This window comes from Pseudoxanthomonas sacheonensis, assembly GCF_031455975.1.
Taxonomy (GTDB): domain Bacteria; phylum Pseudomonadota; class Gammaproteobacteria; order Xanthomonadales; family Xanthomonadaceae; genus Pseudoxanthomonas_A; species Pseudoxanthomonas_A sacheonensis_A.
On sequence record NZ_JAVDTT010000001.1, the window covers coordinates 617584 to 642845 of the forward strand.

Genomic DNA, 25262 nt, shown 5'->3' on the forward strand with positions numbered 1-25262 from the left:
ATCGAAACGCTCTGGCCATCCCGATCAGTGACACTTGGTATGGGTGCACTGCAAAATGCCGAATAGTGAAGATAGTGTTAAGTTCGGAAGGTGACGTGGGGAAACGTCCGCCATCACGGATTTTGGGGGCTCAGAACAAACCACCGCTTTTCCATTTGCAATTCGATGACCCTGGGAGGGGATAACAATGGTCGTTGCAAAACCGCAGCACAAGCTGCTGGCAGTCGCTGTATTCACAGCGCTTTTCGCCGTATCGCAGGCGCAGGCCCAGCAGGCCGCGCCGCCGCCGGGTACCGACGAGGAACCCACCACGCTCGCCACCATGACGGTGACCGCGCAGAAGCGCGAAGAAGCGATGCAGGACGTGCCGATTTCGGTCACCGCCTTGCCCGAGCAGCTGCTGCAAGATACCGGCGTGCGCGACATCAAGGATCTGCAGGTCCTGGTTCCCGGCCTGACCGTGACCAGTACCCAAAGCGAAGCCCTGACCACCGCGCGCATCCGCGGCATAGGCACGGTAGGCGACAACGCCGGCCTGGAATCTTCGGTCGGCGTGGTCATCGACGGCGTCTACCGCGCCCGCAACGGCGTCGGCTTCGGCGACCTGGGCGAGCTCGAGCGAGTGGAAGTGCTGAAGGGCCCGCAGGGCACCGTGTTCGGCAAGAACACCTCGGCCGGCGTGATCAATATCATCACCCGCCGCCCCAGTTATTCGCAGAGCGCCGAAGGCGAGATCACCGTCGGCAACTATGGTGCCATCGGCGTGTCGGGCTCTTACAACGATGCGCTGTCCGACAACGCCGCCTTCCGCATCTACGCCACCAAGCGCAAGCGCGACGGCTTCCTGGATGTCGAAACGGCGCGCGGGCCGCGCACGCTGGACGAGGACGGCGACCAGAACTTCCACTCCATACGCGCCCAGCTGCTGCTGGAACCGACCGACAACCTGGACATCAATTTCATCGGCGATTTCACCAGTCGTGAAGAGAACTGCTGCTCGGCCGTGCAGACAGTAGTCGGCGCGACCGGCGCGATCATCAACGGCGTGGGCGGCGCGGGTTCCATTCCGACGGTCGCCGATCCGTTCGCGCGTATCGCGTACAGCAACCGCAGCACCGAACAGGACATGAAAGACAAGGGCGTGTCGGCCGAAGTGAACTGGGAGTCGCCATGGTTCGGCGGCGCGACCCTGACTTCGATCACCGCAATGCGCGACTGGCAGTCGATCAACGCATTGGACTTCGACTACACCGGCGCCGACCTGCTGTACCGGAACGCGAACGAAGACGAATCGCTGACCCGGTTCGAGACCTTCAGCCAGGAATTCCGCCTGACCGGGGCCACCGACAGCATCGACTGGATGGTCGGCGCGTTCTACGCCGATGAAGACCTGACCCGTCACGATTCCTACAGCATCGGCATCGGTTACGAGCCCTTCCTGTCCACGGCCTTGCTGGCACGGATCAATCCGGCCCTGGCGGCCTCGCCGACCGCGCCGCTGTTCCTGTCGCAGACCACCGGCCGGGCCTTCGGCACCACGTTCGCGCCGGGCCTGGGTGCGCTCGACCGCTACGACCAGAACGCCAAGAGCCTGGCCCTGTTCACCAACAACACCTGGCACGCGACCGACGCGCTCGACCTGACCCTGGGTCTGCGCTACACCCGGGAAAAGAAGACCCTGGATTCGGTCTATTCCAATCCGAACGGCGCGCCGGCCTGTGCGTCGTACTTCGGCCCTACCGGCGCGCCCAGTGCGGCGGCGATCGGCCGCATCGCGACCGCGCTGACCACCCGCGGCATTCCGTTCGCCTCCTTGCCGGCCGCGCAGCAGCAAGCGCTGATCGGCAACATCATCGGCTTCAGCTGCCTGCCCTGGGCCAACGCGCTGCACAACGGCCGTTCGACCCAGCAGGAGCGCGAGGAGAAGGAATGGTCCGGCACGCTGAAGGCGGCCTACCGTTGGAACGAGAACGTGATGACCTACGTCTCGGCCGCGCGCGGCTACAAGGGCGGCGGCTTCAACCTCGATCGCGTGCAGACTTCCAATGGGCTGTCCAGCGGCGGGCAGGGCATCATTCCCGTCAACGACACTTCGTTCGATGGCGAGTTCGTCGACAGCTACGAGCTGGGCGCCAAAACCACCTGGCTGGACGGCAACCTGCTGCTCAACGCGACCTTGTTCCATCAGACCTACGACGACTTCCAGCTCAACAGCTTCCTGGGCACCAGCTTCGTGGTGCGCTCGATTCCCAAAGTCACTTCGCGCGGCGTGGATACCGAAATCCTGTGGCAGCCGAGCAAGGGTCTGATGCTGCAGGGCGGTCTGATGTACGCCGACACCTTCTACGGGGATGAACGGCCTACGCCCGATTTCGTGGCCCCGGACGGCGCCCTGTACAAGTTGCCCGGCAACAAGACCAGCTTCGCACCGGAGTGGTCGGGTACCGCATCGGTCACCTATGAGTGGGACTTCGGCGCAAGCCTGGTCGGTCGCTTCAACGTCGGCGCCAAGTACACCTCGGAGTTCAATACCGGTTCCGATCTGGACGTGGAGAAGATCCAGGACGCCTACACCGTCGTCAACGCACGCTTCGGCATCGGCGCCAAGAGCAAGCGCTGGATGCTCGAGTTCTGGGGTCTGAACATCTTCGACGAAGAGTATGTGCAGGTGGGTTTCGACGGTCCGCTGCAGACCGCCAGCCCGACTCCGAACGATCCGCGCAACACCTACAACGCCTTCCTGGGTGCGCCACGCACCTATGGCGTGACCTTCCGCATCCAGTACTGATCGCGCAAGGTTGGGAACCGACGGCCCGCCACGGAAGTGGCGGGCCGTTTTGTTTGCCGTGAGCGCCTATGGCAGACAGCGGCCTGCTTTTCCGATACAACGTCAGCGCCGTCACTTCGCGAAAACCGCCGATGTCCGTCCCCACCGACCACGACCTGCACGCGCTCGCAGAGAACCTGGGCGCGCGCCTGCGCGATACGCACCATCGCTTGGTCACAGCGGAGAGCTGTACCGGCGGCTGGATCGCCAAGGCGGTGACCGATATCGCCGGTTCTTCGGACTGGTTCGATTGCGGCATGGCCGCCTACAGCTACGAGGCCAAGCAGGCGCTGCTGGGCGTGCGTGCGGAGACGCTGGAAGTCCATGGCGCGGTCAGCCGGGAGACCGTGATCGAAATGGTGTCCGGCGCGCTGGTGAATTCGGGCGCCAGCATCGCGGTGGCGGTGACCGGTATCGCTGGGCCGGGCGGCGGCAGCGAAGGCAAGCCGGTGGGCACGGTGTGGATCGGCTGGAAGCGCCGTGGCGGCTATGCGCGGGCCGAGGTCTTCCACTTCGATGGCGACCGCGAGGCGGTGCGCAGGCAGACGGTGGCGGCGGCGCTGCAGGGGTTGGATGCGCTGGCTGGCTGATGATCGCTCTGGGTGTCCCGGGAGGCTCAAGATCAATCGACCGGGCACTAAGCCAGGACACAAATTAGTTGCTTTCCAAATTCGTTAGTAGTATTACTACTAACCATGAATCTGACCGACACCCAGCAAGCAATTCTCGCCATGATCGCCGAGCGCATCGGCGCCGATGGGGTACCGCCTTCCCAGGCCGAGATCGCCAAGGCGTTCGGTTTCAGCGGGGTCCGTGCTGCCCAGTATCACATCGAGGCGCTTGAGGCCGCCGGCGCAATCCGCCGGGTGCCGGGGCAGGCCCGGGGCATACGCCTGGTCCATGACGACACCGATATCCCCGTACCGGAGCCCGCGCTTCCGGACAACGCGCTGCGGCTGCCGGTATTGGGACGAGTGGCGGCCGGTCTGCCGATCGGCGCCGATATCCGTTCGGACGATTTCGTACTGCTGGATCGCGCCTTTTTCGCTCCCGCGCCGGACTATCTGCTGAAGGTGCAAGGCGATTCGATGCGCGACGAAGGCATCTTCGACGGCGATCTGATCGGCGTGCATCGCACCCCGGATGCGCGCTCGGGCCAGATCGTGGTCGCCCGCATCGACGACGAGATCACCGTCAAACTTCTGAAAATAGGCAAGGACCGCATCCGCCTGCTGCCGCGCAATCCCGACTATTCGCCGATCGAAGTCATGCCCGACCAGGACTTCGCCATCGAAGGCCTGTATTGCGGGCTGGTGCGTCCTAACCGCTGATGCCGCGACCGTCCCGTCATTCGTCCACTGAGAAGGGTTTTTTTATCAAACAGGAAATTTCCGACACGTCTGCAAGCCGTTGTCCGCTAGTCCCAGTCCGCGTTGCAAAGTTAATTTCGATCACGGCATATCGCGTCGCAACCTGTGCGACCCATGGCCGCTAAATTGCCCTCAACCCGACAAACCACCAAGGACACCACGATGGACGAGAACAAGAAGCGCGCACTTTCCGCGGCCCTGACCCAGATCGAACGCCAGTTCGGCAAGGGCTCGGTGATGCGCATGGGCGACCAGATCATCGAAGCGGTTGAGGCCATTCCCACCGGTTCGCTGATGCTCGATATCGCACTCGGCATCGGCGGCCTGCCCAAGGGCCGCGTGGTGGAAATCTACGGTCCCGAATCCTCTGGCAAGACCACCCTGGCCTTGCAGACCATCGCGCAGTGCCAGAAGCGCGGCGGCACCGCAGCCTTTATCGATGCCGAGCATGCGCTGGATCCGATCTACGCCGCCAAGCTGGGCGTCAACGTGGACGATCTGCTGCTGTCGCAGCCCGACACCGGCGAACAAGCGCTGGAAATCTGCGACATGCTGGTGCGCTCCAACGCGGTGGACATGGTCGTCATCGACTCGGTCGCGGCGCTGACGCCGAAGGCCGAAATCGAGGGCGAAATGGGCGACCAGCTGCCCGGCCTGCAGGCCCGGTTGATGAGCCAGGCCCTGCGTAAGCTGACCGGCAATATCAAGCGTTCCAATTGCATGGTGCTGTTCATCAACCAGCTGCGCATGAAGATCGGCGCGATGATGCCCGGCCAGAGCCCGGAAGTGACCACCGGCGGCAACGCGCTGAAGTTCTACGCATCCGTGCGCCTGGATATCCGCCGCATCGGCGCGATCAAGAAGGGCGACGAGATCATCGGCAACCAGACCAAGATCAAGGTGGTGAAGAACAAGTTGGCGCCGCCGTTCAAGCAGGTCATCACCGAGATTCTGTACGGCGAAGGCATCAGCCGCGAAGGCGAACTCATCGACATGGGCGTGGAAGCTAAGTTGGTGGACAAGGCGGGCGCCTGGTACAGCTACGGCGACGAGCGCATCGGCCAAGGCAAGGATAATTCGCGCCAGTACCTGAAGGACAACCCGCAGGTCGCGACCCGCCTGGAAGGCGAGTTGCGCGACAAGTTCCAGCCGACCGAGGTGAAGCCTGACGAGGTCGACGAAGACGCAGAAATTTGATCGGGATTGGCGCAGGGAAGCGCCGCTTTTTCGATCAGGAGTGAGTCGGCGTGCCGGACGAAGATGCTAATGCTCCAGATACCGATGTTCTCCCCGGTTCCCGCAAGCGCAAGCAGCGGGAACTGACGCCTACCCAGCGTGCCTTGGCACTGCTGGTGCGAAGGGAGCACTCGCGCAAGGAGCTGGCGCGCAAGCTGGCCGAGCGCGGGATCGAGAGCGAGGCCGCATCGGTTGCGATTGAAAGGCTGACAGGCGATGGCTGGCAGAGCGATGCGCGCTTTGCCGAAATGCTGGTGCGCACCCGGGCCGCCCATGGGCAGGGGCCCCTCCGCATCCGCGCCGAGCTGGGTACCCATGGGCTGGACCGCGACACCATCGAGACCGCCATCGAAGCTTTCGGCGGCGACTGGCGTCAGGCGGCGCGGGATCTGGCCCGCCGCCGTTTTGGTCCGGATCTGGCTTCGGCCGACCCGGCGCAGCGGCGCAAGGCCGCCGATTTCCTGTACCGACGCGGCTTCGATGGCGACACGGTCAGGTTGGCCTTGCGTAGCGACCCGGAGGACTGAACCGCCCTGGCCTGTTAACCTTTGCGGATTGGGTTGTCTGTTCCAGCATGCGTCCGCATCTTGTCGGTATCGCGGCACTTCAGACGTGCCCGCCCGCCAAATGCCAGCCAGATGACTACTCCCAAGCTCAGTAGCAGCCAGATCCGTAGCGATTTCCTCGAATTCTTCCGTGGCAAGGGCCATACCATCGTGCCTTCGGCCCCGCTGGTGCCCGGCAACGACCCGACCCTGCTGTTCACCAACTCCGGCATGGTCCAGTTCAAGGACGTGTTCCTGGGCGCGGAGAAGCGCAGCTACGTGCGTGCGGCCGACGTCCAGCGTTGCCTGCGTGCGGGCGGCAAGCACAACGACCTGGATTCGGTCGGTTACACCGCGCGTCACCACACTTTCTTCGAAATGCTGGGCAACTGGTCCTTCGGCGACTATTTCAAGAAAGACGCCATCGCTTGGGCCTGGGAACTGCTGACCGAGGTCTGGAAGCTACCCAAGGAGCGCCTGCTGGTCACGGTCTACCACACCGATGACGAAGCTTATGAGCTGTGGAACAAGATGGTCGGCATTCCGGCCGAACGCATCGTTCGCATCGGCGACAACAAGGGCGCGCCTTACGCGTCGGACAACTTCTGGCAGATGGCCGACACCGGCCCGTGCGGTCCCTGCACCGAGATCTTCTACGACCATGGCGAACATATCGCCGGCGGCCCGCCGGGCTCGCCGGACGAGGACGGCGATCGTTTCATCGAAATCTGGAACCTGGTGTTCATGCAATTCGACCGCCAGCCCGATGGCATGCTGGTGCCGCTGCCGGCGCCTTGCGTGGATACCGGCATGGGCATGGAGCGCCTTGCCGCGATCCTGCAGCACGTCCACACCAACTATGAAATCGACCTCTTCCAGGCGCTGATCGCCAAGGCGTCCGAGCTGACCGGCACCGCGGATCTGGAGAACAAGTCGCTGCGCGTGATCGCCGACCACATCCGCGCCTGCTCGTTCCTGATCGTCGACGGCGTGCTGCCCTCCAACGAAGGCCGCGGCTATGTGCTGCGCCGGATCATCCGCCGCGCGCTGCGCCATGGCTGGATGCTGGGCGTGCGCCAGCCGTTCTTCCACAAGATGGTGCCGACGCTGGTCGCACTGATGGGCGAAGCCTATCCGGAGTTGCCGGCGGCGCAGGATCTGGTGGAGCGCGCCCTGAAAGCCGAGGAAGAGCGCTTCGCCGAGACCCTGGACTCGGGCATGCGCATCTTCGATGACGTGGCTGCGCGCGCCAAAGAAGTGATTCCGGGCGCCGATGCCTTCCGCCTGTACGACACCTACGGTTTCCCGGTCGACCTGACCGCCGACATCGCACGCGAGCGCGGGCTGTCGGTCGACATGCAGGGTTTCGACGCGGCGATGGAACAGCAGCGCGAAACCGCGCGCGCCGCGGGCAAGTTCTCTGCCGGCTCGGGTTTGCCTGCGGAGCTGGTGGCGAAGTTGAAGCCCACCGAATTCCTGGGCTACGAAGCGCTGGATGCCGGTGGCCTGGTAGTGGTCGCGCTGTTGAAGGAGGGACGCCCGGTCGATTCCCTCGGCGCGGGCGATGAGGCCGTGGTGATCCTCGACCGCACGCCTTTCTACGCCGAATCCGGCGGCCAGGTCGGCGACACCGGCGTGCTGGCCGAGCAGGGCGTCAAGTTCGAAGTGGACGACACGCTGAAATACGCCGGCCAGTTCCATGGTCATGTCGGCAGGGTTGCGGTCGGCAGCCTGAAGGTCGGTGACCACGTGTTGGGTTCGGTCGATGCGCCGCGCCGCGCCGCCACCATCCTCAATCATTCCGCCACGCATCTGTTGCATGCCGCCCTGCGCGAGTTGCTCGGCACGCACGTGCAGCAGAAGGGCTCGCTGGTGGCGCCGGACAGGCTGCGCTTCGACTTCTCGCATTTCCAACCGGTGAACGCGGCCGAATTGGCCGAGATCGAACGCCGCGTCAATGCGGAAATCCGCGCCAACCACGCGGCGGAGGTGCACAACATGGGCATGCAGGAAGCCCTGGATTTCGGCGCCATGGCCTTGTTCGGCGAGAAGTACGGCGAGCACGTGCGGGTGCTGAAGATGGGCAGTTATTCGACCGAGCTCTGCGGCGGCACGCATGTCGGCCGGACCGGGGATATCGGTCTGTTCAAGATCGTAAGCGAGGGCGGCGTGTCGTCGGGCGTGCGTCGCATCGAAGCGGTGACCGGGCAAGGCGCGCTCGATCTGGTTTCCGCGGAAGAGCAACGCCTGCAGGAAGCCGCGGCCCTGCTGGGCGGCAGCGCAGGAGAGGTGGTCGACAAAGTACGGCAACTGACCGAACGCCAGAAAAAGCTGGAGCGTGAGCTGGAAGGTCTGAAGGCCAAGGCCGCCTCCGGCGCCACTGCGGATCTGGCGGGCTCAGCGGTGGAGATCGAAGGCGTGCGCGTACTGGCCGCAAGGCTGGAAGGATTCGACGCCAAGGCGTTGCGGGAAGCCATGGATCGGCTCAAGCAACAACTGGGCGATGCGGTCATCGTCCTGGCGGGTACGGCCCAAGGCAAGGCCTCGCTGGTGGCCGGCGTGAATGGCTCCGCAACAGGCAGGGTCAAGGCGGGGGAACTGCTGGCGCATATCGCCAGTCTCACCGGGGGCAAGGGCGGCGGCCGCCCGGATCTCGCCCAGGGTGGTGGCGAGGACGGGCCCGCCCTTGCCTCGGCACTAGCAGACGTTCCGGCATGGGTAGCCCAACGGATACGGCCCTGAATCCATGAAACATGAGCTTGCGGGCCGGACTGGCCGGCCGTTACCATGTTTCACGTTTATGAATGTATCAGGAAGCGTTTATGCCTCCGTTAAGGCTAAAACGTCCTCCCGGCACTACTCTTGCCGGATTAAGGAGACAAAGTAATGTTGATTTTGACTCGCCGAGTTGGCGAAACCTTGATGATCGGCGATTCGGTCACCGTGACCGTGCTGGGCGTCAAGGGCAATCAGGTGCGCATTGGTATCACTGCGCCCAAGGACGTGGCTGTGCATCGTGAAGAAATTTATCAGCGCATCCAACGCGGTGAAGATGCCAACACCCCCGCGCAACCCGCAGAAACCAGCTCTTCGAGCTGACGATTTCGTTTGCCGTCATCGCAGTCAGCCGGTATCCTAAACGGCTGAGGCGACGCACTGCTGTTCGCTTCGAAATCCCGGAGAGTTGCCCGAGCGGCTGAAGGGGCTCCCCTGCTAAGGGAGTATAGGGTCAAAAGCCTTATCGAGGGTTCGAATCCCTCACTCTCCGCCACTAGCAAAAAAGCCCTGATTTTCAGGGTTTTTTTGTGCCTGCGGTTCGCGATCGGCAGCGCCGGGAAACGATGCTCGATATGCGGATACGTAACTGGCCGGCTCGGGTTCCGTGCAGGCCAACAAAAAAGCCAGCGAGGTTGCCCGCTGGCTTTCTTGTTTTTAATGGTGCGCCCGGAGAGATTCGAACTCCCGACCGCCTGGTTCGTAGCCAGGTACTCTATCCAACTGAGCTACGGGCGCATTAGAAGCGGAATTTTGCACGAACTGAATTAAGCCGTCAATCATCGCTATCGATAGCGCGGTTCGGGCGAGGTTGGCCGCCCGGCCGCTTGACCGTTGCCGTGCCCGCCAACGCCCCGATTTGCGGCTGTTGAGGAGACTTGCTGTCGGGAATGTGCGTCAGGTCCGCCCAGACGACGTTTTTGCAGGTCTTTTTTAGCGACGTGTTCACGCTGGAATGTGGACAATGGAAGAGCAGGGGATCAACGGCGCCATGGCGCTGGGGGTTAAAAGCGAATGCAATGTTTGAGAAGGTTTTTGCGTCTGGCAGGTCTGCTGGCGATGGTTCCTGCCGCCGCTTCGGCCGCAACCTACACCGTAGGACCCGCGGGATCGGGTCGCCAGTACACACAGCTGTCGGCTGTATTCACCAGCAACAATCTGGCTGCGGGCGATATCGTCGAGGTGGATGGTGGCGCCACCTATTCCGGCGGGATCGTGGTGGGCGACGACGATGGCGGTACGGAAGCCAATCCGGTCATCATCCGCTGGCGCCGCGCTGTCGGTACTACACGTCCGGTATTGCAGGGCGGCACGCACACGATCAAGTTCGAACAATCGAACCACATCGTGTTCGAAGGCTTCGAGGTTCGGGGCGGTACGACCACCTGTGTGTTCAGCGAAGCGCACAACGTGACCGTCCGCGATGCCTATATCCACGACTGCCCGTCGCACGGAATATTGGCGGCCGATCAGAATTCGGGCGCGTTCACGCTGGAATACAGCGAAATAGCCAATTCCGGCCAGGGCGATACCCGCCATGCCATCTACATGCAGTCGGACGAGGTGGCCTTCCCCGATACCGTGTTCCGCATGCGCTACAACTATGTGCATGACGCCACGGGCGGCGTGCTAGTGCGTGTGCGCCATCAAAGGGCCGAGATCTACTACAACTGGATCGAGGGCTCCAACCTTCATGAGATCGAATTGATAGGACCCGATTGCGAAACGCAGAAGCCCGCATGGACTGCCGACCTCCGGCGAGAGGACGCGGATGTGGTGGGCAATGTGATCATCCACAATTCCAGCAGCCGCTCGGGTAACGCATTGCGTATCGGCGGAGACCTGGAAGGCCGCAATCAGGGCAGAACCCGGTTGGTCAACAACACGATTCTTTTCGACCGAGCAGGTGCGGTCAACGCGGTCCTTGTGCAGCTTGGCCAGGGGTCGCTGGAGATGCACAACAACGTGGTCTATCAGCCGTCCGGATCCCCCGCGATCGTGCGGGAAAATCCGGCCAGCAACGTTTCGGTGCCAACCTGCGGTCCGCAGAGCCGGGAGCCCTGGTCCGGGGGCCGCAAGGTCGCGGGCAGCAATAACTGGGTACAGACCTCAGCCAGCCTGGTGCCGGCGGAGTGGACCGGAACCTCGCGTGGCGCCGATCCGCTGTTGACCAATTTCGCGCAGCGCTCGCTGCGGCCGGCAGCAGGAAGCCCGCTGATCAATGCCGGCAACAATGCGCCGGTGACCCCGGCTGCGTTTCCTTTCCCGACGCCACTGGTACTGGCCGTCTTCGACCCGCCACTGCGCGCAAAAATGGCGATCGGCGCGCAAAAGCCGCGTCTCGCGTTGGGGGGAATCATAGAGATAGGCGCTCTGGAACAGTTCGAGTCGAGTGGATCCGCCCCCATCCGCGTCAATGGCTCGCAGCCGTTGATTCCGCCTAGAGGGCAGACCTCCTCTGCCTTGCCGGTCCAATCGTCCTCGCCGGCACAATCATCGTCCTCGGAACCGCAGGCGCCTGCGGTTCGTGGCGATCGAGGAAGACCGATCTGGCGGCAATCGCCGGCCAGGCGTTACCGGCGCTTTGTGGTGGACTAGCGGCAGCCGGGCAAGCGCGCCCCTTCCAGATAACGAATCCAGCCGCCTCGAAGCGGCTGGATTGGTTTTGGACAGGCCGATAGGACTTCCCTGTTGGGATCAGCCGGTAAGCAGACTCAGGCAGTGGCCGGATCGCTGCTTCCGTGGCGTTGTACTGGATAGCCTACCCACAGGTGGGCGAGCGCTGGATCGGCGGCTCATGCGGAAGGGTCGGGATCGCCAGCGCTGGACGGTACGCCACGGGGGAAAGAGATGCGTCGTTCGATGACATTACGTGGAAGCGGCAGGGCTCCGGGTGATAAACGCCTGCCTCGTCGCCAGGAAAGGTCCTGCGCGCCAGCCGTGGGAAGCGACCGATGAAATCCGCCAACGCAAGCCGCAAGGCCCGCGCCGTCCGCTTCCTCTGGCTCGCCGAAATGCTGGTCTTGATCCTAGCGGTCATGATCGCGGCCTGGATCCGTTTCCACGACGATCCGGAAAGCCACATCATTTTTTCCCAGCAGGCGCCCTTGCGCGCGGTGCTGGTGGCGCTTTTCATCACCGGAGCCATGGCGGCGTTCGGCATGTACCAGGTGCATGTCCGCCACAATCGGCTGGACTTCCTGTTGCGGGCAACGCTGTCGTTCGCTTTTGGCGGCATCGCTCTGGTGGTCCTGTACTACCTGATTCCCCAGACCTATATCGGCCGTGGCGTGTTGGCCATGTCGCTGGCGATGGGGTTGGCGGGTGTGATCCTGGTACGGGCGATCTCCGTGCACGTGATCCGCGCCGATGCGCTGCGCCAGCGGATCCTGGTATTCGGGGCGGGTAAGAACGCGGAGCTGATCAACAGCCGCATGCGTCGCCAATCGGACCGCCGTTCGTTCGTCGTGGTCGGTTTCGTAGCGGTGCCCGGTCAAGCGGTCCTGGTCAGCAAGGATCTGCAGGAGATGCCTGAAAACGGCTTGCACGAGTTGGCCGAACGCCTGCAGATCGATGAGCTGGTGATAGCTCCCGACGAACGCCGCGGTGGGCTTCCCATGGAAGACATGCTCACCTGTGTGCAGCGCGGCATCTCGGTCATCGACATCTCCACCTTTTTCGAGCGCGAAGCGGGCATGGTGCAGCTCAACGTGGTGGATCCGTCCTGGCTCGTGTTCTCCGGCGGCTTCGACTATTCCACGCCGCGCAGATTGAGCAAACGGTTCTTCGACCTAGTCGCCGCCAGCGTATTGCTGCTGATGGCGTGGCCGGTGATGCTGCTGGTCGCGCTGGCGGTGCGCCTGGAATCCGAAGGCCCGATTCTCTACAGTCAGACGCGCGTCGGCCAACGCGGCCAGAACTTCACCCTGACCAAGTTCCGCAGCATGCGCGCGGATGCGGAAAAGGACGGTGTGGCGCGTTGGGCCAGCAAAGATGACGATCGCAGCACGCGAGTGGGAAAATTCATCCGCTTGACCCGCCTGGACGAATTGCCGCAGTTGTTCGCGGTTCTGCGCGGCGACATGAGCTTCGTCGGGCCGCGACCGGAGCGCCCGCATTTCGTCAACCTGTTGTCCGATGAAATCCGGTACTACGGCGTACGCCATTGCGTGAAGCCGGGCCTCACCGGCTGGGCGCAATTACGTTATCCGTACGGCGCATCCGTGCAGGACGCGGAGGAAAAACTGAAGTTCGACCTGTTCTACGTCAAGAACCATGGCTTGGTATTCGATCTGATGATCCTGCTGCAAACGGTGGAAGTGGTGATGTTCGGGCGCGGCGCGCGCTGATCGGCGGCAAGCGCAGGGCGTTTACTTCAACCGGGAAGCAGGCCGCGAACGGCGCGACGCAAGCCGAAAGGAATAAGCCGCAACAGATCGCCGCGCAAGGCGCGATCCGGTGTCAGCCGCCATGCCCGCATCGCAAGGCTCCATCCATCCCGCCAGCGTTTGCGGATCAACATTCCGCGCGCGTTGCGCGCGTAGGTGGCGGCTAGCGCGCGGTGCAACTCCGTTTCGTCGACTACTCCTTTGGCGTTCTCGACAGCGCGCTCCACCACGCGCACGTAATCGTCATAGGTGGTGGACTCGGCGGACAATCCGTCATGGCCGCGCATGGCGCGAACCAGCGAAGCTTCCACCACGCCGATCCGCCAACGCTGCGCCACACGTAAATGGAAGTCGATGTCCTCGGCGGTGCGCAGGCCGGTATCGAAACCGCCCACATCGGCAACCACTTCCCGGCGCAGCAAGGCCGAAGCGGGCGCGAGGGCGGGGTTATGGATGATCCAACGCAGGATCCAGCCGTCTTCGGGGATCGTATCGCGGCGACGGAACACATCGATCAGGCGGTGGTCGCTATCCACGCGCTCCACATCGCAAAGCACCATGCCGAAGTCCGGGTGGGCTTCCATCCACTCGAGTTGCCGCGCTGTCTTCTCGGGCAGCCATTCGTCGTCGCTGTCCAGCAATGCGAAATACCTGCCCTGCGCGATGGACATGCCGTGATTGCGTGCCGCCGAGACCCCCGCGTTGGCCTGCCAAACGTAGCGGATGCGGTCGCCGTAGCGCTCGCGCAGATGCGCTTCCGTGCCGTCCGTGGAGCCGTCGTCCACCACCACGATTTCATCGACGCCCCAGGTCTGGGAAAGCACCGAATCTATCGCGCGGACCACCAGCTCGCGCCGGTTGTATGTGGGTATAATCGCGGAAACTTCGATCGCTGGCGCCATGAAGGATCTCTCCAAGAAACTGCTTTACGCCAGCGGTCTGCTGGGCCTCTACCACCGCCTGCGCAATGCCGGCAGTCTAACCGTGGTGATGTTCCACCGCACGCTGAGTCCACAGGATCCGCGCTGGCGGACCTGCGATCCCGACTACACGCTGTCCGTCGCGCATCTTTCCGAGTCGCTGGCGTTCTTCAAACGGCATTACAACGTCGTTTCGCTGCAGCAGGTCGTCGAAGCGCGGCGTTCCGGCGCGGCGTTGCCCCCGCATGCGCTCTTGATTACGTTCGACGACGGCTGGTCCGACAATGCGGACTACGCGTTGCCGGAACTGCAACGCGCGGGTCTGCCGGGCTTGATGTTCGTGGTGGCCGATGCGGTGGGGACGCAGCAGCCTTTCTTCCAGGAGCGCTTGATCTCGGCCTGGCGTCGCGGTCTCTTGCGCGTCGATGAATTGGCGCTCGCCATGGCGCCCGTGCTGGCCGAACCCTGGACGCCGGAAGACGAGTCGATAGCATCGCTGCGCAGGGCCATAGCCCGTCTCGAAAAGCTCGACGCGGCGCGGCGGAGCGAAATACTGGCTCCTTATCTGCAGGCGCTCGATGACGGCCTCCGGCATATGGTGGACGCGAGCGAACTGCATCGGTTGCAGGCGGGCGGAATCGCGCTGGGCCTGCATGGCAAGACCCATACGCCGATGACGGCGGCGGCGGATTTGGACGCAGAATTGGCAGGCGCGCGCGAAGAGCTCGCCCGCCATCTCGGTCAGTCCGCTCCCACCGCCGAGTCGATGTCGTTTCCGCATGGCGCCCATACGCCGGAGATCGCCGAGCGCGCCCGCCAGGCCGGCTACGAACTGGTATTCACCAGCGTGCCGGTGCTCAATTCGGTCGCGCCGCAACCGAGCTGGTTGTTGGGGCGGACGGGCTACGAAACCGACGCGGTGGTCGATACCAAGGGCAGGTTTCGTCCCGACTGGTTGGCGCTTTATCTGTTCCGCAGGGAAACAAGGCGCTTGGCCTGACGCGCGCGCGATGCTGGCGCCTATGCGCATCGCGCGGGATTTTCCGGCGCGGAAATCAGTCGGTCTATTCGTCTTCATCCGCGGATGTCAGGAACAGATCCATCGTCTGCGGATCCGGTTTTTCCTCACGGCTCCAGCGGCCGAACACGGGCCGACGGCTCCGTTCGACGTAGCCGCAACGCTTCCAACAGTCGATACGCGATGAGTCGGATGCGATTTCCACGGAAACGGAGGTGTGGCCGGCCTCGCGCGCGGCGCACGACAGCGCCAGCAGATGAGGTTCGCTCATGCGGCCACAGCCGGCGTTGGACCAGAAATCGCGCACGTGCAAGGTATTTCCTTCCACCTGTGTGGCGAACCAGGCCTGCATGCCTGCATCGCCGGGCGCAGTTAGCAATAGATAGCGCGTCCGCACTAGCGGGGAATCGTCGAATCGCCATTTGCAATGCGCGCTGTCCCGGATGGCCAGCAATCCGCTGCCTTTTTCGGAGTCCCGCCACAAGGCGTCCATCGCGGCGTCGGCCCGGCCGGACCACGCGTAATCCAGCCGCGGTCCGAGTGCGCGTTTGAGCCGGTCCTTCGCCGCGAACACTAGGTCCGCCAAAGCGCCCAAGGGATAGGCAAGCCAGCTGGGAATTCTGCTGCGCAGATATCCGGTATGGCGCAGCACGTGCGCATGACGCACGATGTCGGCGAACCTTTCGTAGCCGATGCGCTTGAATACCGCCGCCGCTTTTGGATTGGGAAAGCCGTACAGCAAGTCCAGCTGTTGCCGGCCAGCCTGGATCAATCCCTGCTGCAGGATGAGGGCCGGACCCAATGAACGATGCGCCGGCACCACGGTAAGATCCACCAGCACGCCGGCGCGTATTTCCTTGCCTTGCCAGAGCATACGGCGCTGGCCCGCGCAGGCGGTGCCGATATCGGTCGCATCGGGCGTGTACTGCAACAGCTGCAGCACCGGCCGTCCGTACGGACAGCCCAGGTAGAACCATTCGTACTTCGCCGCGATGCGGTCTTCCTGTCCCAGGTTGCCGTGCCAGATCGACAGAACGGTATCGCGATCGCGCAAGGCATCGCCGTCGCGGGTGACGTATTGCGGCGGCGGCGACAGGGAATTCATCGGGGCCTAGTCGAGCTCGATGACCGGACTCATCAGCAGCGGGGTCTGATGCAGGTAACGGGTCGTGCGGCGCTTGTTGCGAATATCCTCATAGACCGCCTGCGCCTGCGCTTCGCTGATCTTGAGCGCGGTAGCCAAGCCGCTTGCGGGTACCTCGTGGTTGAGCGCCCACAGCGCGATATCCATCTGCTGATAGGGCAGGGCGAAGTAGAACTCGTCCTGGCCCTGGCTGAGGCTGTAAGTGTCGGTGGTGGGAATGGCGGCGCAAACGCGCTCGGGCAGGCCCAGATGGCGGGCCATGCCGTACACCTGCGATTTGTACAGGTGCGCGATGGGTTTGACGTCCGCGGAACCATCGCCGTTCTTGACGAAGAAGCCCTGGTCGTATTCGACGCGGTTGGGCGTACCGACCACGCCGTAATTCAGGCGATCGGCATGGAAGTATTCCAATGTCTTGCGGATGCGCTGCTTGAAATTGGTGGCGGCCACGATGGTCAGGTAGTCCTGCAGCGGCAGCTCGCGTTCGACCCTCGCGCCCTCGGGAGATTGCGCGATCAGGCGGAAGCGGTTGATGCGGCCCTCGGTGCCGCCATCGATCACGATCTTGAATTTCCAGCCTTCTCCGTATTCGGGCAGTGCATGCCGTACCGCGGCGTCGCGCGCCGTGTAACAGCCGATCGCGGCCAGCGCAGGCGCGATGTCGACCGTCTCGGTACGCACGCCAAGATGCTTGGCCAGAATATGCGCGCGCGCGGCGCTGTCGTCGGAGGAGTCCTGCTCGGGCAGAATAAGGGTGAAGACGCGCTCGGGCCCCAGTGCGCGTACCGCCAGGGCGGCGCTGACCGAACTGTCGATGCCGCCGGAGATGGCCACGACCAGGCCGCGGCGATGCAGTTGCCGCGCGGTGACTTCGCGCAGTTTCGCAGCGATGCGGTTCGCTTCGGCTTCGTAGTCGATATCCAGGGAGGTGGCATCTAGTGTCGTCATGGTGTGCTCTGTAGTTCCATCAGTTGGACGCGCCGGACCTTGCCGGAAGCGGTGCGCGGCAGGGCGTCGACGAAGGCGACGTGTTTGGGAATCTTGTAAGGGGCCAACCGGGCGCGGCAGTGCGCCTTGATGCGGTCTTCGGCGCGCGGCGGCAGGCCGCTGGCGACGACGAAGGCCTTGACGACCTGACCCAGGATTTCGTCGTCCACGCCGACCACCGCAACTTCGGTCACGCCCGGCATTTCGGCGATGACTTCTTCCACGTCAGTCGGATGCACCCGGTGCGCGCCGGTCTTGATCATGTCGCTGCGGCGGCCATGCAGGAACAGATAACCATCGCCGTCCAGGTAACCGACGTCGCCGGTGCGCAGCCAGCCTTCGGCGAGCACGCTGGCGGTGGCGGCCGCGTTTTCCCAATATCCCTGCATCACGTTGGGTCCTTGCACCCACACTTCGCCGCTATCGCCGGCGTCGGCCGGGCTGCCGTCCTCATGCAGTATCTTCCAGTGCAGGCCTTGCACCGGAATGCCTACCGAACCCAGTTTTTCGTCCAGTTTTTCCGGAGGCAGCCAGCTGATGCGCGAAGTCGCCTCGGTTTGTCCGTACATCACGAACAATCGCGGATGGGGCAGGGCGGCGCGCAGGCGATTGGTGAGCTGCGGCGACATCGCTCCGCCCGCCTGAGTCAGATAGCGCAACGAAGAGAAATCGTATTCGCCCAAAGCGGTGTGCTGGAGCAGCAGCGCATAGGTCGAAGGCACGCCGGAAAAACCGGTGGCACGTTCCTGCGCAAGCGCCTGCAGCACCAGATGCGGAAACATCAGGCTCGGCGCCAGTACCACGCAGGCGCCGCTGATGAGATGGGTATGCAGGACCGATGCGCCGTAGGCGTAATAGAACGGAAGCACGCTGAGCACGCGGTCTTCCGGGCTCAGTCCCAGATAGGCCACCACCGCTTCCGCGTTCGCCGCCAAATTGGCGTGACTAAGCATCACCCCTTTCGGTGCGCCAGTGGTGCCGGAGGTGTAGAGGATCAGCGCCGTATCGCCGTCGTGGATCGGCTGAGGTTCGAGCGCGTCGTCTTCGGTCGGCAACGGACATAGCGGCTCGCCCTCCGCCAGCGCCGTGCGCCCTCCGCTGTATCCGATCTCCTCCAGCGCCAGTTCCGCATCGCGATGGCCTTGTTCGTAGACCACATGACGGGCACCGCTGTGCAGTAACCAGGGCGCGAAGTCGCGCACGCGCGCCTGCACGTTCAACGGCACCACGATGGCGCCGGCCAGCCAGCCGCCATAGCAGGCCACCGCGGCCTCGATCCGGTTGGGCAGCAGCAAGGCCAGGCGTTGGCCCTTGGCCAGCCCTTGCTCACGCAGATGCGCGGCGAAAGCCTGTGCCTGCCGCCAGAATTGACCGTAGTCGATCCTGCGCGCGCCATCCACCATAGCGGTGCGCTGCGGTGTCTGGCCTGCAACGAGGGCGACGCGGCCTGGTAGTCCGTTCACGCAGGGCCTGCCGGTCAAACGGCGAGTTTGCGGCGGACGAATTCGTCGACGGTCTGGATCGAATCGAAATTCGCCGGGATCATTTCATCCGGCACGATGGTCAGCTTGAACTCGTCTTCCAGGAAGAAGATCAGCTCGTGGATGCCCGTCGAATCGATGATGCCACCGCGGATCAGCGAGTCCTGATCGCCCAGTGCCGATTCATCGTCCGAGAACAGGAAATTCTCCAGTATGAATTTCTTGATCTGTTGTTTCTGTTGCATGCGGATCCCCCAATCTCCCTTGGTGCTATCAACATGAACGCGGGTTGGGCTTGTTACCGGACAGTGCGCAGGCCCGGAATGCCGGAAGCGGGCCGCGTTGCGCCGCCGGAGCGAGTGCTAACATCCGGACATCACCTGCGTTTCCACGGAGTCGTTGCCATGCGCATTCTGGCTGTCCTCCTGCTGCTTGCCCTGTCGGCTTGCGGCGACAAGGAGCCCGTTTCCCCTGCAGCGCAGCCGCGTACGGTGCAAGCCGCGCCTAGCGTGCACGAGTCCGAAAAGGGCAACTATGCGGTGACTGAGCTGGTCGCCGGTCTCGAGCATCCCTGGGGACTGGCTTTCCTGCCGGGTGGGGACATGCTGGTCACGGAAAGGCCGGGCCGCCTGCGCCGTATTTCCAAGGCGGGGCAGGTGTCGGCGCCGATCACGGGGTTGCCGGATTTCTTCGTCGATGGCCAGGCCGGCCTGCTGGATGTGGCGATCTCGCCGACCTTCGCCAGCGACAATTTGGTTTACCTGTCCTATGCCGAACCCAATCTGCGCGGCAACAAGGCCGGCACCGCTGTGGTGCGGGGCCGGCTGCAAGACGGGGCGTTACAGGACACGCAAGTGGTCTATCGCCAGGAACCGAAACTTTCGCACGGCACCCACGTGGGTTCGCGCCTGGTCTTCGACGATGCCGGGCATCTGTTCGTCACTCAGGGCGACAACCGCGTGGCTGCCGCTGCGGCGCAGGAGTTGGACAAGTTGCAGGGCAAGCTGGTGCGGATATGGCCGGATGGGCGAATCCCCGACGACAATCCCTTCGTCAAGCGTGCCGATGCAAGAGGCGAAATCTGGTCGTATGGCCACCGCAACATGCAGGGCGCCGCGCTGCATCCAGTGACGCGGCAGATATGGACCAGCGAACACGGCCCGATGGGCGGCGACGAACTCAATATTCCGCAGGCCGGACGCAACTATGGCTGGCCGGTCATCACCCACGGTATCGACTACAGCGGCGAACCGGTGCCGGGATCGGTCGGAAAATCGGCGCCGGGCATGGAGCAGCCGCATCATGTCTGGGCGGTATCGCCGGGACTCAGCGGCATGGCGTTCTATACCGGCGATCTGTTTCCGCAATGGAAGGGCAATTTGTTTCTAGGTTCGCTGGCGCAAAGCGAGCTGATTCGTCTGGAATTGGACGGCGATAAAGTGATGCATGAAGAGCGGTTGCTCGGTGCGCTGAAGCAGCGTATTCGCGATGTGCGGCAGGGGCCGGACGGAGCACTTTACGTGCTGACGGATGAGGTGGATGGGAAGTTGTTGCGGATTACGCCTGCAGTTCTCTAGCGCACATCGTTATTGGGTGAAGGTGGCCAGAATCGCTTCCACACAAATGTGAGACATCTCACTGTATTGCGATCCGCTTGAATTCGATATCGGGCAAGGCTATACAGGGCGCGGGTACTCGCGGGTTTTGGATGCTGCGGGTTTGGGGATTCAAGGAATTCGGCCTGCAACGGGCTGAAAGGGATGAGTGATGAATTGCACTTTGGTAGTGATCCGTCTTGGGACATTCAGAGCAGCCTGCCTGTGGGCGGTGCTGATGCTCACGGCCGCTGCCGCTCAGGCGGCGCAGCCGTACCAGGAATACCGCAAGCACATCGAGTCGGCGCAGACGATCACCGCGCTGTCCGATGGGCTGATGGGCGACAGCGTCAGTCTGTACAACGGCGCGACCGAGTTCGCTGTCACCGATATCAGTCTGCCGGGCAATAATGCCTTGCAGGTGGAGCTGCGCCGTCGGTTTTCGATGGAGATCGTGCCGGGCGGATCGCCGGGCAGCTCGGCGGGCGATCCGAACTACCGCGGCGCGGGAAACTGGGATATCGAGGTGCCCTACCTCAGTACGACCTGGGGTCAGACCGCCTGGCCGAATACGAGGTGTTCCTCACCCAGCTTCCCGTCGGTGCCTGCGCCGTTGACTCCCACGGACGGATGGCAGGGCAATAGCGTGCATCTGCCCGGCGCGGGAGATCGCAAGCTGCTCAGCATCGGCGTTTCGAGCGTTCCGCAACCCACTGATGGGGCGGCCTGGATTTGGACCACGCGCGAGCGCGACATGGTGCGCTGCATTCCGATGCAGAGCGGCCTGGCGGGCGAAGGCTTCCTGCTGCAGACCTCTGATGGCCTGAAATTCTATTTCGACATGGCGACGACCCGTTACGCGGGCTATATAAACTATCAACCCGGTGACGGCTTCCAGCCGGTATCGTTCAATCGGACCCGGTATTACCTGCTGGCGAGTCGGGTCGAAGATCGGTTCGGCAATTGGACGACCTACAGCTACAACGCGGCGGGACATCCGACGGCGATCGCATCCAGCGACGGGCGCAGCATCGTGCTGACTTACACGAATGGGCGGCTGGCGACGGCCACGGCGAACGGTCGGACCTGGTCGTATGCCTACGGCAGCAGCGGCGACGACAATGGGATGCTGACCTCGGTGGCTCAGCCCGACGCCAGCCAGTGGCAGTACGCGCATGCGGGAACGCTGTTCCCGGACGACGGCGGCCTCTGGGACGGCAACTCGAATTCCAGTTGCGGAATCAAGCCGCCAGCCGTCGCCGCGGAGTTCACATTCACGGTGACGCATCCCAGCGGCGCGATGGGTGCGTTCCAGTTCTACAACAAGCGGCATCCGCGCTCGGGCGTGCATATCAACGTCTGCAATCAGATCGTCTCGAACGGACAGATCAGCTACAAGCTGCAGGTGCCCAACTACTTCGACGTGATGAGCCTGACGTCGAAGACGTTGTCGGGACCGGGGCTCTCGGCGCAGACGTGGACCTATAGCTATCCCTTCGGCAGCGAGCCGCTCTGGGGTACGCGTGGAGCCAACCAGCCGTATCCGTGTACGACCTGCGCCAGCGAGAAGACGGTGACGGTCACAGAGCCGGACAGCACCAGCAAGCAATACCGCTACGGCTATTTGTATGCGGCCAACGAGGGACGTTTGCTGGGAACCACGACGCTGGATGCGGGCGGGGTGGCGCGTCGAGTGGAGAGCACAGAATACGTTTCGGAAACCGAGGCGCCCGCACAGAATTTCTACGGGACCTATGGCATCTACGGGTTCGGCTACGGCGCCGACGATCCATCGAGCGTGGCGGTGCGGCCGGTGAAGCAGCAGACCGTGGTGCAGGACGGGGTGACCTTTACGATGCAGGTGAACACCGGCTGCGGCGGCGGGGCGGTGTACTGCTTCGATGTCTATGGTCGTCCGACGAGCTTGACCAAGTCGAATACGCTCAGTTATAGCAAGGCTGAGACTACGGTCTACCATGACAACACCACGCTGTGGATGCTGGGGCAGGTTACCTCGTCCTCGGTCAACGGCATCGTCGCGGCGGAAACCGGTTTCGACAGCTTGGCGCGGCCGATTTGGAGTAAGGCATTCGGCAAACTGCAGCAAACCTTGACCTACTACGCCGACGGTACCGTCGCCACGGTCAAGGACGGCAACAACAACGTCACCACGCTTAGCAGTTGGAAGCGCGGCACGCCGCAATCCATCAAGCATCCGATTACGGCCGAATCGCCTACCGGCGCCACTCAATCGGCGGTAGTCAACGACAACGGCTGGATCACCTCGATCACCGACGAGAACGGCTACAAGACCTGCTATGGCTACGACACCATGGGCCGGGTGAACCTGATCACTTATCCCTCGGAAACCACGGCGGGGGTTTGCGATAACTCCGCCTGGACCCCCACCTCCATCACCTTTACGGCAGCAGGTAACGCGGCGGCTTATGGCATGCCGGCCGGCCACTGGCGGCAAACCATTCTCACTGGCAACGGCCGCAAGATTCTCATCTTCGACGCGCTCTGGCGCCCGGTGGTGGAGCAGACGCTGGACTTGGGCAACGTTAGTGGCACGCTGTCGGAGGTCATCAAGCGTTATGACACTCAGGGACGAGTGGAATTCCAGTCCTATCCGATGAACACCAACGGGCAGGCTAACTATACCGATACCACTCTCAAGGGCACCTTTAGTGAGTACGACGCCTTGGATCGAGTGACGTCGGTGTCGCAGGACAGTGAGCTGGGCCTGTTGACCACGCTGACCGAATATCTGACCGGCTTCAAGACCCGCGTCACTCCACCCAAAGGCGCGGCTTGGCAGACCACCACCAGCTACCAGGTCTACGACCAGCCCACCACAGACTGGCCGGTGAACGTGCTGCATCCTGCCGGGGCGGTCACCAATATCACTCGCGATGTGTTCGGCAAGCCGCTTACGTTGCGCCGCCAGGACACCGGCAACACCTTGGGTATCACCCGCAGCTACACCTACAACGGTTATCAGGAACTTTGCCGCGGTGTGGAACCGGAGACCGGGGCTACGCTGACCGGCTACGACGCCGCGGGCAATCTCAAGTGGTCGGCTGCAGGTCTGCCTGCGGCCACGGCCTGCGAGGCCAACGGCACGAGTGCCTCGGTGGCTGCCCGGCGCGTGGATCGCACTTTTGATGCCCGCAACCGGGTCAAGACCCTGAACTTCCCCGACACCAAAGGCGACCAGACCTGGACCTACGCCCCGGACGGCCTGGTGACCCAGATCGGCACCACCAATCCCAACGTTGCCAATCCCATCGTCAACACTTACAACTACAACAAGCGTCGGCTACCGACCTCCGAGACGGTGAACATAGCGGGAGGCCCCTTTACCCAAAGCTATGGCTACAACGCCAATGGCCATCTACTCAGCCAGACCTACGCCAACACGACTGCGGTGAACTACGCGCCCAATGCGCTTGGCCAGCCGACCCAGGTCGGGACCTATGCCACGGGGGTGAGCTATTACCCCAACGGAGCCATCAAACAGTTCACCTACGGCAACGGCATCGTACATACGATGACCCAGAACATGCGCCAGCTTCCGAGCCGCAGTACCGACTGCACCCTGGCCGGGTCTTGCGCGGCGGCCAACCAGCGCTTGGACTTGGGCTATACCTTCGACAAGCACGCCAATGTCAGCGCCATTACCGACTACACCAGCGGGGCGCGCCAGACGCGGGGCATGACCTACGACAACTTGGACAGGCTGACCCAAACCACCTCAGCGATGTTCGGCACGGCCAGCTACGGCTACGACGTGCTGGACAATCTGACCCGGGTAACGGTGGGTGCCTCGGCCCAGGTTGCGGCACGCGACCACTTCTATTGCTACAACGCCACGAGCTGGCAATTGACGTTCATCCGCACCGGCAGCTGCAGTGGTGCGGCGGTCACCACTTTGGGTTACGACCCTCAGGGCAATGTGGATGACAAGAACGACGTGGACTATGTGTTCGACTACGGCAATCGCCTGCGCAGCGCGCCAGGCGAGTGGTACGCCTATGACGGCCATGGCCGGCGGGTACTCAGCTGCACGCCTGCCGCTTGTGACTACCAGCAATACGCTTCGAACGGTCAGCTGTCTTTCCATCGGGACAACCGCAAGGGGCTGGACTACGTCAACCTTTATCTGGGTGGCAGTCTGGTGGCGATCCGCGAACAACCCACCGCGGGCGGCGGTGCGGTGGCCAAGTACCAGCACACCGATGCGCTGGGCACGCCGATCGCCACGACCGACAGTGCGGGTAACTTCATTGAAAAGAGCGAATACGAACCTTACGGGAAACTGATCAACCGGCCGCTGACCGATGGACCGGGATTTACGGGGCATGTGCAGGATGCGGCTACCGGGCTGACTTATATGCAGCAGCGCTATTACGATCCCGGCATCGGAAGGTTCCTCAGCGTGGATCCAGTAACGGCAGATGAGGATACGGGCGACAACTTCAATCGCTACTGGTACGCCAATAACAACCCGTATGTGTTTACAGATCCAGATGGTCGTTTTGCACTGGATGAAAAGAATGAGCCACCTCCGCCTCCACCTCCACCTCCGATTACCAATGAAGCTACCGTTGTGGTCATCGGTCAACGGCCAATTGCGCCTTCGCCTGTAGCTGTTCCGCGTCCTGTTTCCATGCCAAGGCCTGCGCCTGTTCCTTGGCCCGTTATCATTGAGGGAACGTTAGCTCGGCTGACAGGTCCATTAATGCTTATCTATGCACCGCATCCTTGCGATGGTCAGCCATGTGGTGAGTTAGTGCAGCAAGCAGCGGAACATACGAGTGGTGCTCGACCAAGTACAAAAGGAAAGCATCAGAAGGGACGAGCAAGGGCAAAAGCAGATAAACATGGTGGAGAAAAGGGTGATGACAACAGAGACCCGTATGGGAAGAAGCCTCCCGGTCACAAAGGGCCTTGGCCCCCAAAAGACAAGTAAA

At 62.8% G+C, this 25262-nt stretch carries 17 protein-coding genes and 2 tRNA genes; 13 read left to right on the forward strand and 6 right to left on the reverse strand.

The features are described from left to right. Positions 1–187: 187 nt before the first annotated feature. From J2W94_RS02815 to J2W94_RS02850, 8 genes are all read left to right on the forward strand, one after another. Positions 188–2788 (forward strand): TonB-dependent receptor, encoded by a 2601-nt coding sequence (locus J2W94_RS02815; RefSeq protein ID WP_310090125.1) that lies wholly within the window; start codon positions 188–190, stop codon positions 2786–2788. Positions 2789–2919: 131 nt separating this feature from the next. Beyond that, complete coding sequence (locus J2W94_RS02820; protein WP_310090126.1) at positions 2920–3417, forward strand: CinA family protein; 498 nt, start codon at positions 2920–2922, stop codon at positions 3415–3417. A 105-nt stretch (positions 3418–3522) separates the two neighbouring features. Continuing rightward, complete coding sequence (gene lexA / locus J2W94_RS02825) at positions 3523–4158, forward strand: transcriptional repressor LexA (RefSeq protein ID WP_310090127.1); 636 nt, start codon at positions 3523–3525, stop codon at positions 4156–4158. A gap of 201 nt (positions 4159–4359) precedes the next feature. After that, on the forward strand, positions 4360–5394 hold the full coding sequence (gene recA, locus J2W94_RS02830) for a recombinase RecA (protein ID WP_310091558.1): 1035 nt from the start codon (positions 4360–4362) through the stop codon (positions 5392–5394). A gap of 50 nt (positions 5395–5444) precedes the next feature. Beyond that, positions 5445–5960, forward strand: coding sequence for a recombination regulator RecX (gene recX, locus J2W94_RS02835; protein ID WP_310090128.1), 516 nt, complete (start codon positions 5445–5447; stop codon positions 5958–5960). Between the two features lie 111 nt (positions 5961–6071). Then, positions 6072–8720 (forward strand): alanine--tRNA ligase, encoded by a 2649-nt coding sequence (alaS, locus tag J2W94_RS02840; RefSeq protein ID WP_310090130.1) that lies wholly within the window; start codon positions 6072–6074, stop codon positions 8718–8720. 144 nt (positions 8721–8864) lie between these two features. Beyond that, positions 8865–9077, forward strand: coding sequence for a carbon storage regulator CsrA (csrA, locus tag J2W94_RS02845; protein ID WP_093280882.1), 213 nt, complete (start codon positions 8865–8867; stop codon positions 9075–9077). 79 nt (positions 9078–9156) lie between these two features. Then, positions 9157–9249, forward strand: a tRNA-Ser gene (locus J2W94_RS02850). A gap of 165 nt (positions 9250–9414) precedes the next feature. On the opposite strand, the gene J2W94_RS02855 is transcribed toward J2W94_RS02850, so the two are convergent. After that, positions 9415–9491 (reverse strand) — tRNA-Arg (locus J2W94_RS02855). 297 nt (positions 9492–9788) lie between these two features. Between J2W94_RS02855 and J2W94_RS02860 the strand changes: the two genes are divergently transcribed. Next, positions 9789–11351 (forward strand): right-handed parallel beta-helix repeat-containing protein, encoded by a 1563-nt coding sequence (locus J2W94_RS02860; protein ID WP_310090131.1) that lies wholly within the window; start codon positions 9789–9791, stop codon positions 11349–11351. A 356-nt stretch (positions 11352–11707) separates the two neighbouring features. Then, a complete protein-coding gene (locus J2W94_RS02865) occupies positions 11708–13102 on the forward strand; it encodes a TIGR03013 family XrtA/PEP-CTERM system glycosyltransferase (protein ID WP_310090132.1) in 1395 nt (464 codons plus the stop codon). Positions 13103–13128: 26 nt separating this feature from the next. Here the strand turns inward: J2W94_RS02865 and J2W94_RS02870 are convergent, their stop codons facing one another. Beyond that, on the reverse strand, positions 13129–14043 hold the full coding sequence (locus J2W94_RS02870; protein WP_310090133.1) for a glycosyltransferase family 2 protein: 915 nt from the start codon (positions 14041–14043) through the stop codon (positions 13129–13131). Here J2W94_RS02870 and J2W94_RS02875 point away from each other — a divergent pair. Beyond that, complete coding sequence (locus tag J2W94_RS02875) at positions 14042–15061, forward strand: polysaccharide deacetylase family protein (protein ID WP_310090134.1); 1020 nt, start codon at positions 14042–14044, stop codon at positions 15059–15061. The genes J2W94_RS02870 and J2W94_RS02875 overlap by 2 nt on opposite strands. 64 nt (positions 15062–15125) lie before the next feature. On the opposite strand, the gene J2W94_RS02880 is transcribed toward J2W94_RS02875, so the two are convergent. The 4 genes from J2W94_RS02880 to J2W94_RS02895 are packed head-to-tail and all read right to left on the reverse strand — an operon-like array spanning position 15126 to position 18936. Beyond that, complete coding sequence (locus J2W94_RS02880) at positions 15126–16184, reverse strand: hypothetical protein (RefSeq protein WP_310090136.1); 1059 nt, start codon at positions 16182–16184, stop codon at positions 15126–15128. Between the two features lie 6 nt (positions 16185–16190). Next, the gene (gene nadE / locus J2W94_RS02885; RefSeq protein ID WP_310090137.1) at positions 16191–17171 is read right to left on the reverse strand and encodes an NAD(+) synthase; all 981 of its coding nucleotides are present in this window, start codon (positions 17169–17171) and stop codon (positions 16191–16193) included. Next, on the reverse strand, positions 17168–18673 hold the full coding sequence (locus J2W94_RS02890) for a class I adenylate-forming enzyme family protein (RefSeq protein ID WP_310090138.1): 1506 nt from the start codon (positions 18671–18673) through the stop codon (positions 17168–17170). Before J2W94_RS02890 ends, nadE begins: the two co-directional genes overlap by 4 nt. A 14-nt stretch (positions 18674–18687) precedes the next feature. Next, positions 18688–18936, reverse strand: a complete 249-nt coding sequence (locus tag J2W94_RS02895) for an acyl carrier protein (protein ID WP_310090139.1) — start codon at positions 18934–18936, stop codon at positions 18688–18690. Between the two features lie 159 nt (positions 18937–19095). On the opposite strand from J2W94_RS02895, the gene J2W94_RS02900 reads away from it, so the two are divergent. Together J2W94_RS02900 and J2W94_RS02905 are read left to right on the forward strand one after the other, a co-directional pair. Further along, on the forward strand, positions 19096–20268 hold the full coding sequence (locus tag J2W94_RS02900) for a PQQ-dependent sugar dehydrogenase (RefSeq protein ID WP_310090140.1): 1173 nt from the start codon (positions 19096–19098) through the stop codon (positions 20266–20268). 190 nt (positions 20269–20458) lie between these two features. Further along, positions 20459–25261, forward strand: a complete 4803-nt coding sequence (locus tag J2W94_RS02905; protein WP_310090141.1) for an RHS repeat-associated core domain-containing protein — start codon at positions 20459–20461, stop codon at positions 25259–25261. The last annotated feature ends 1 nt before the right edge of the window (position 25262 follow it).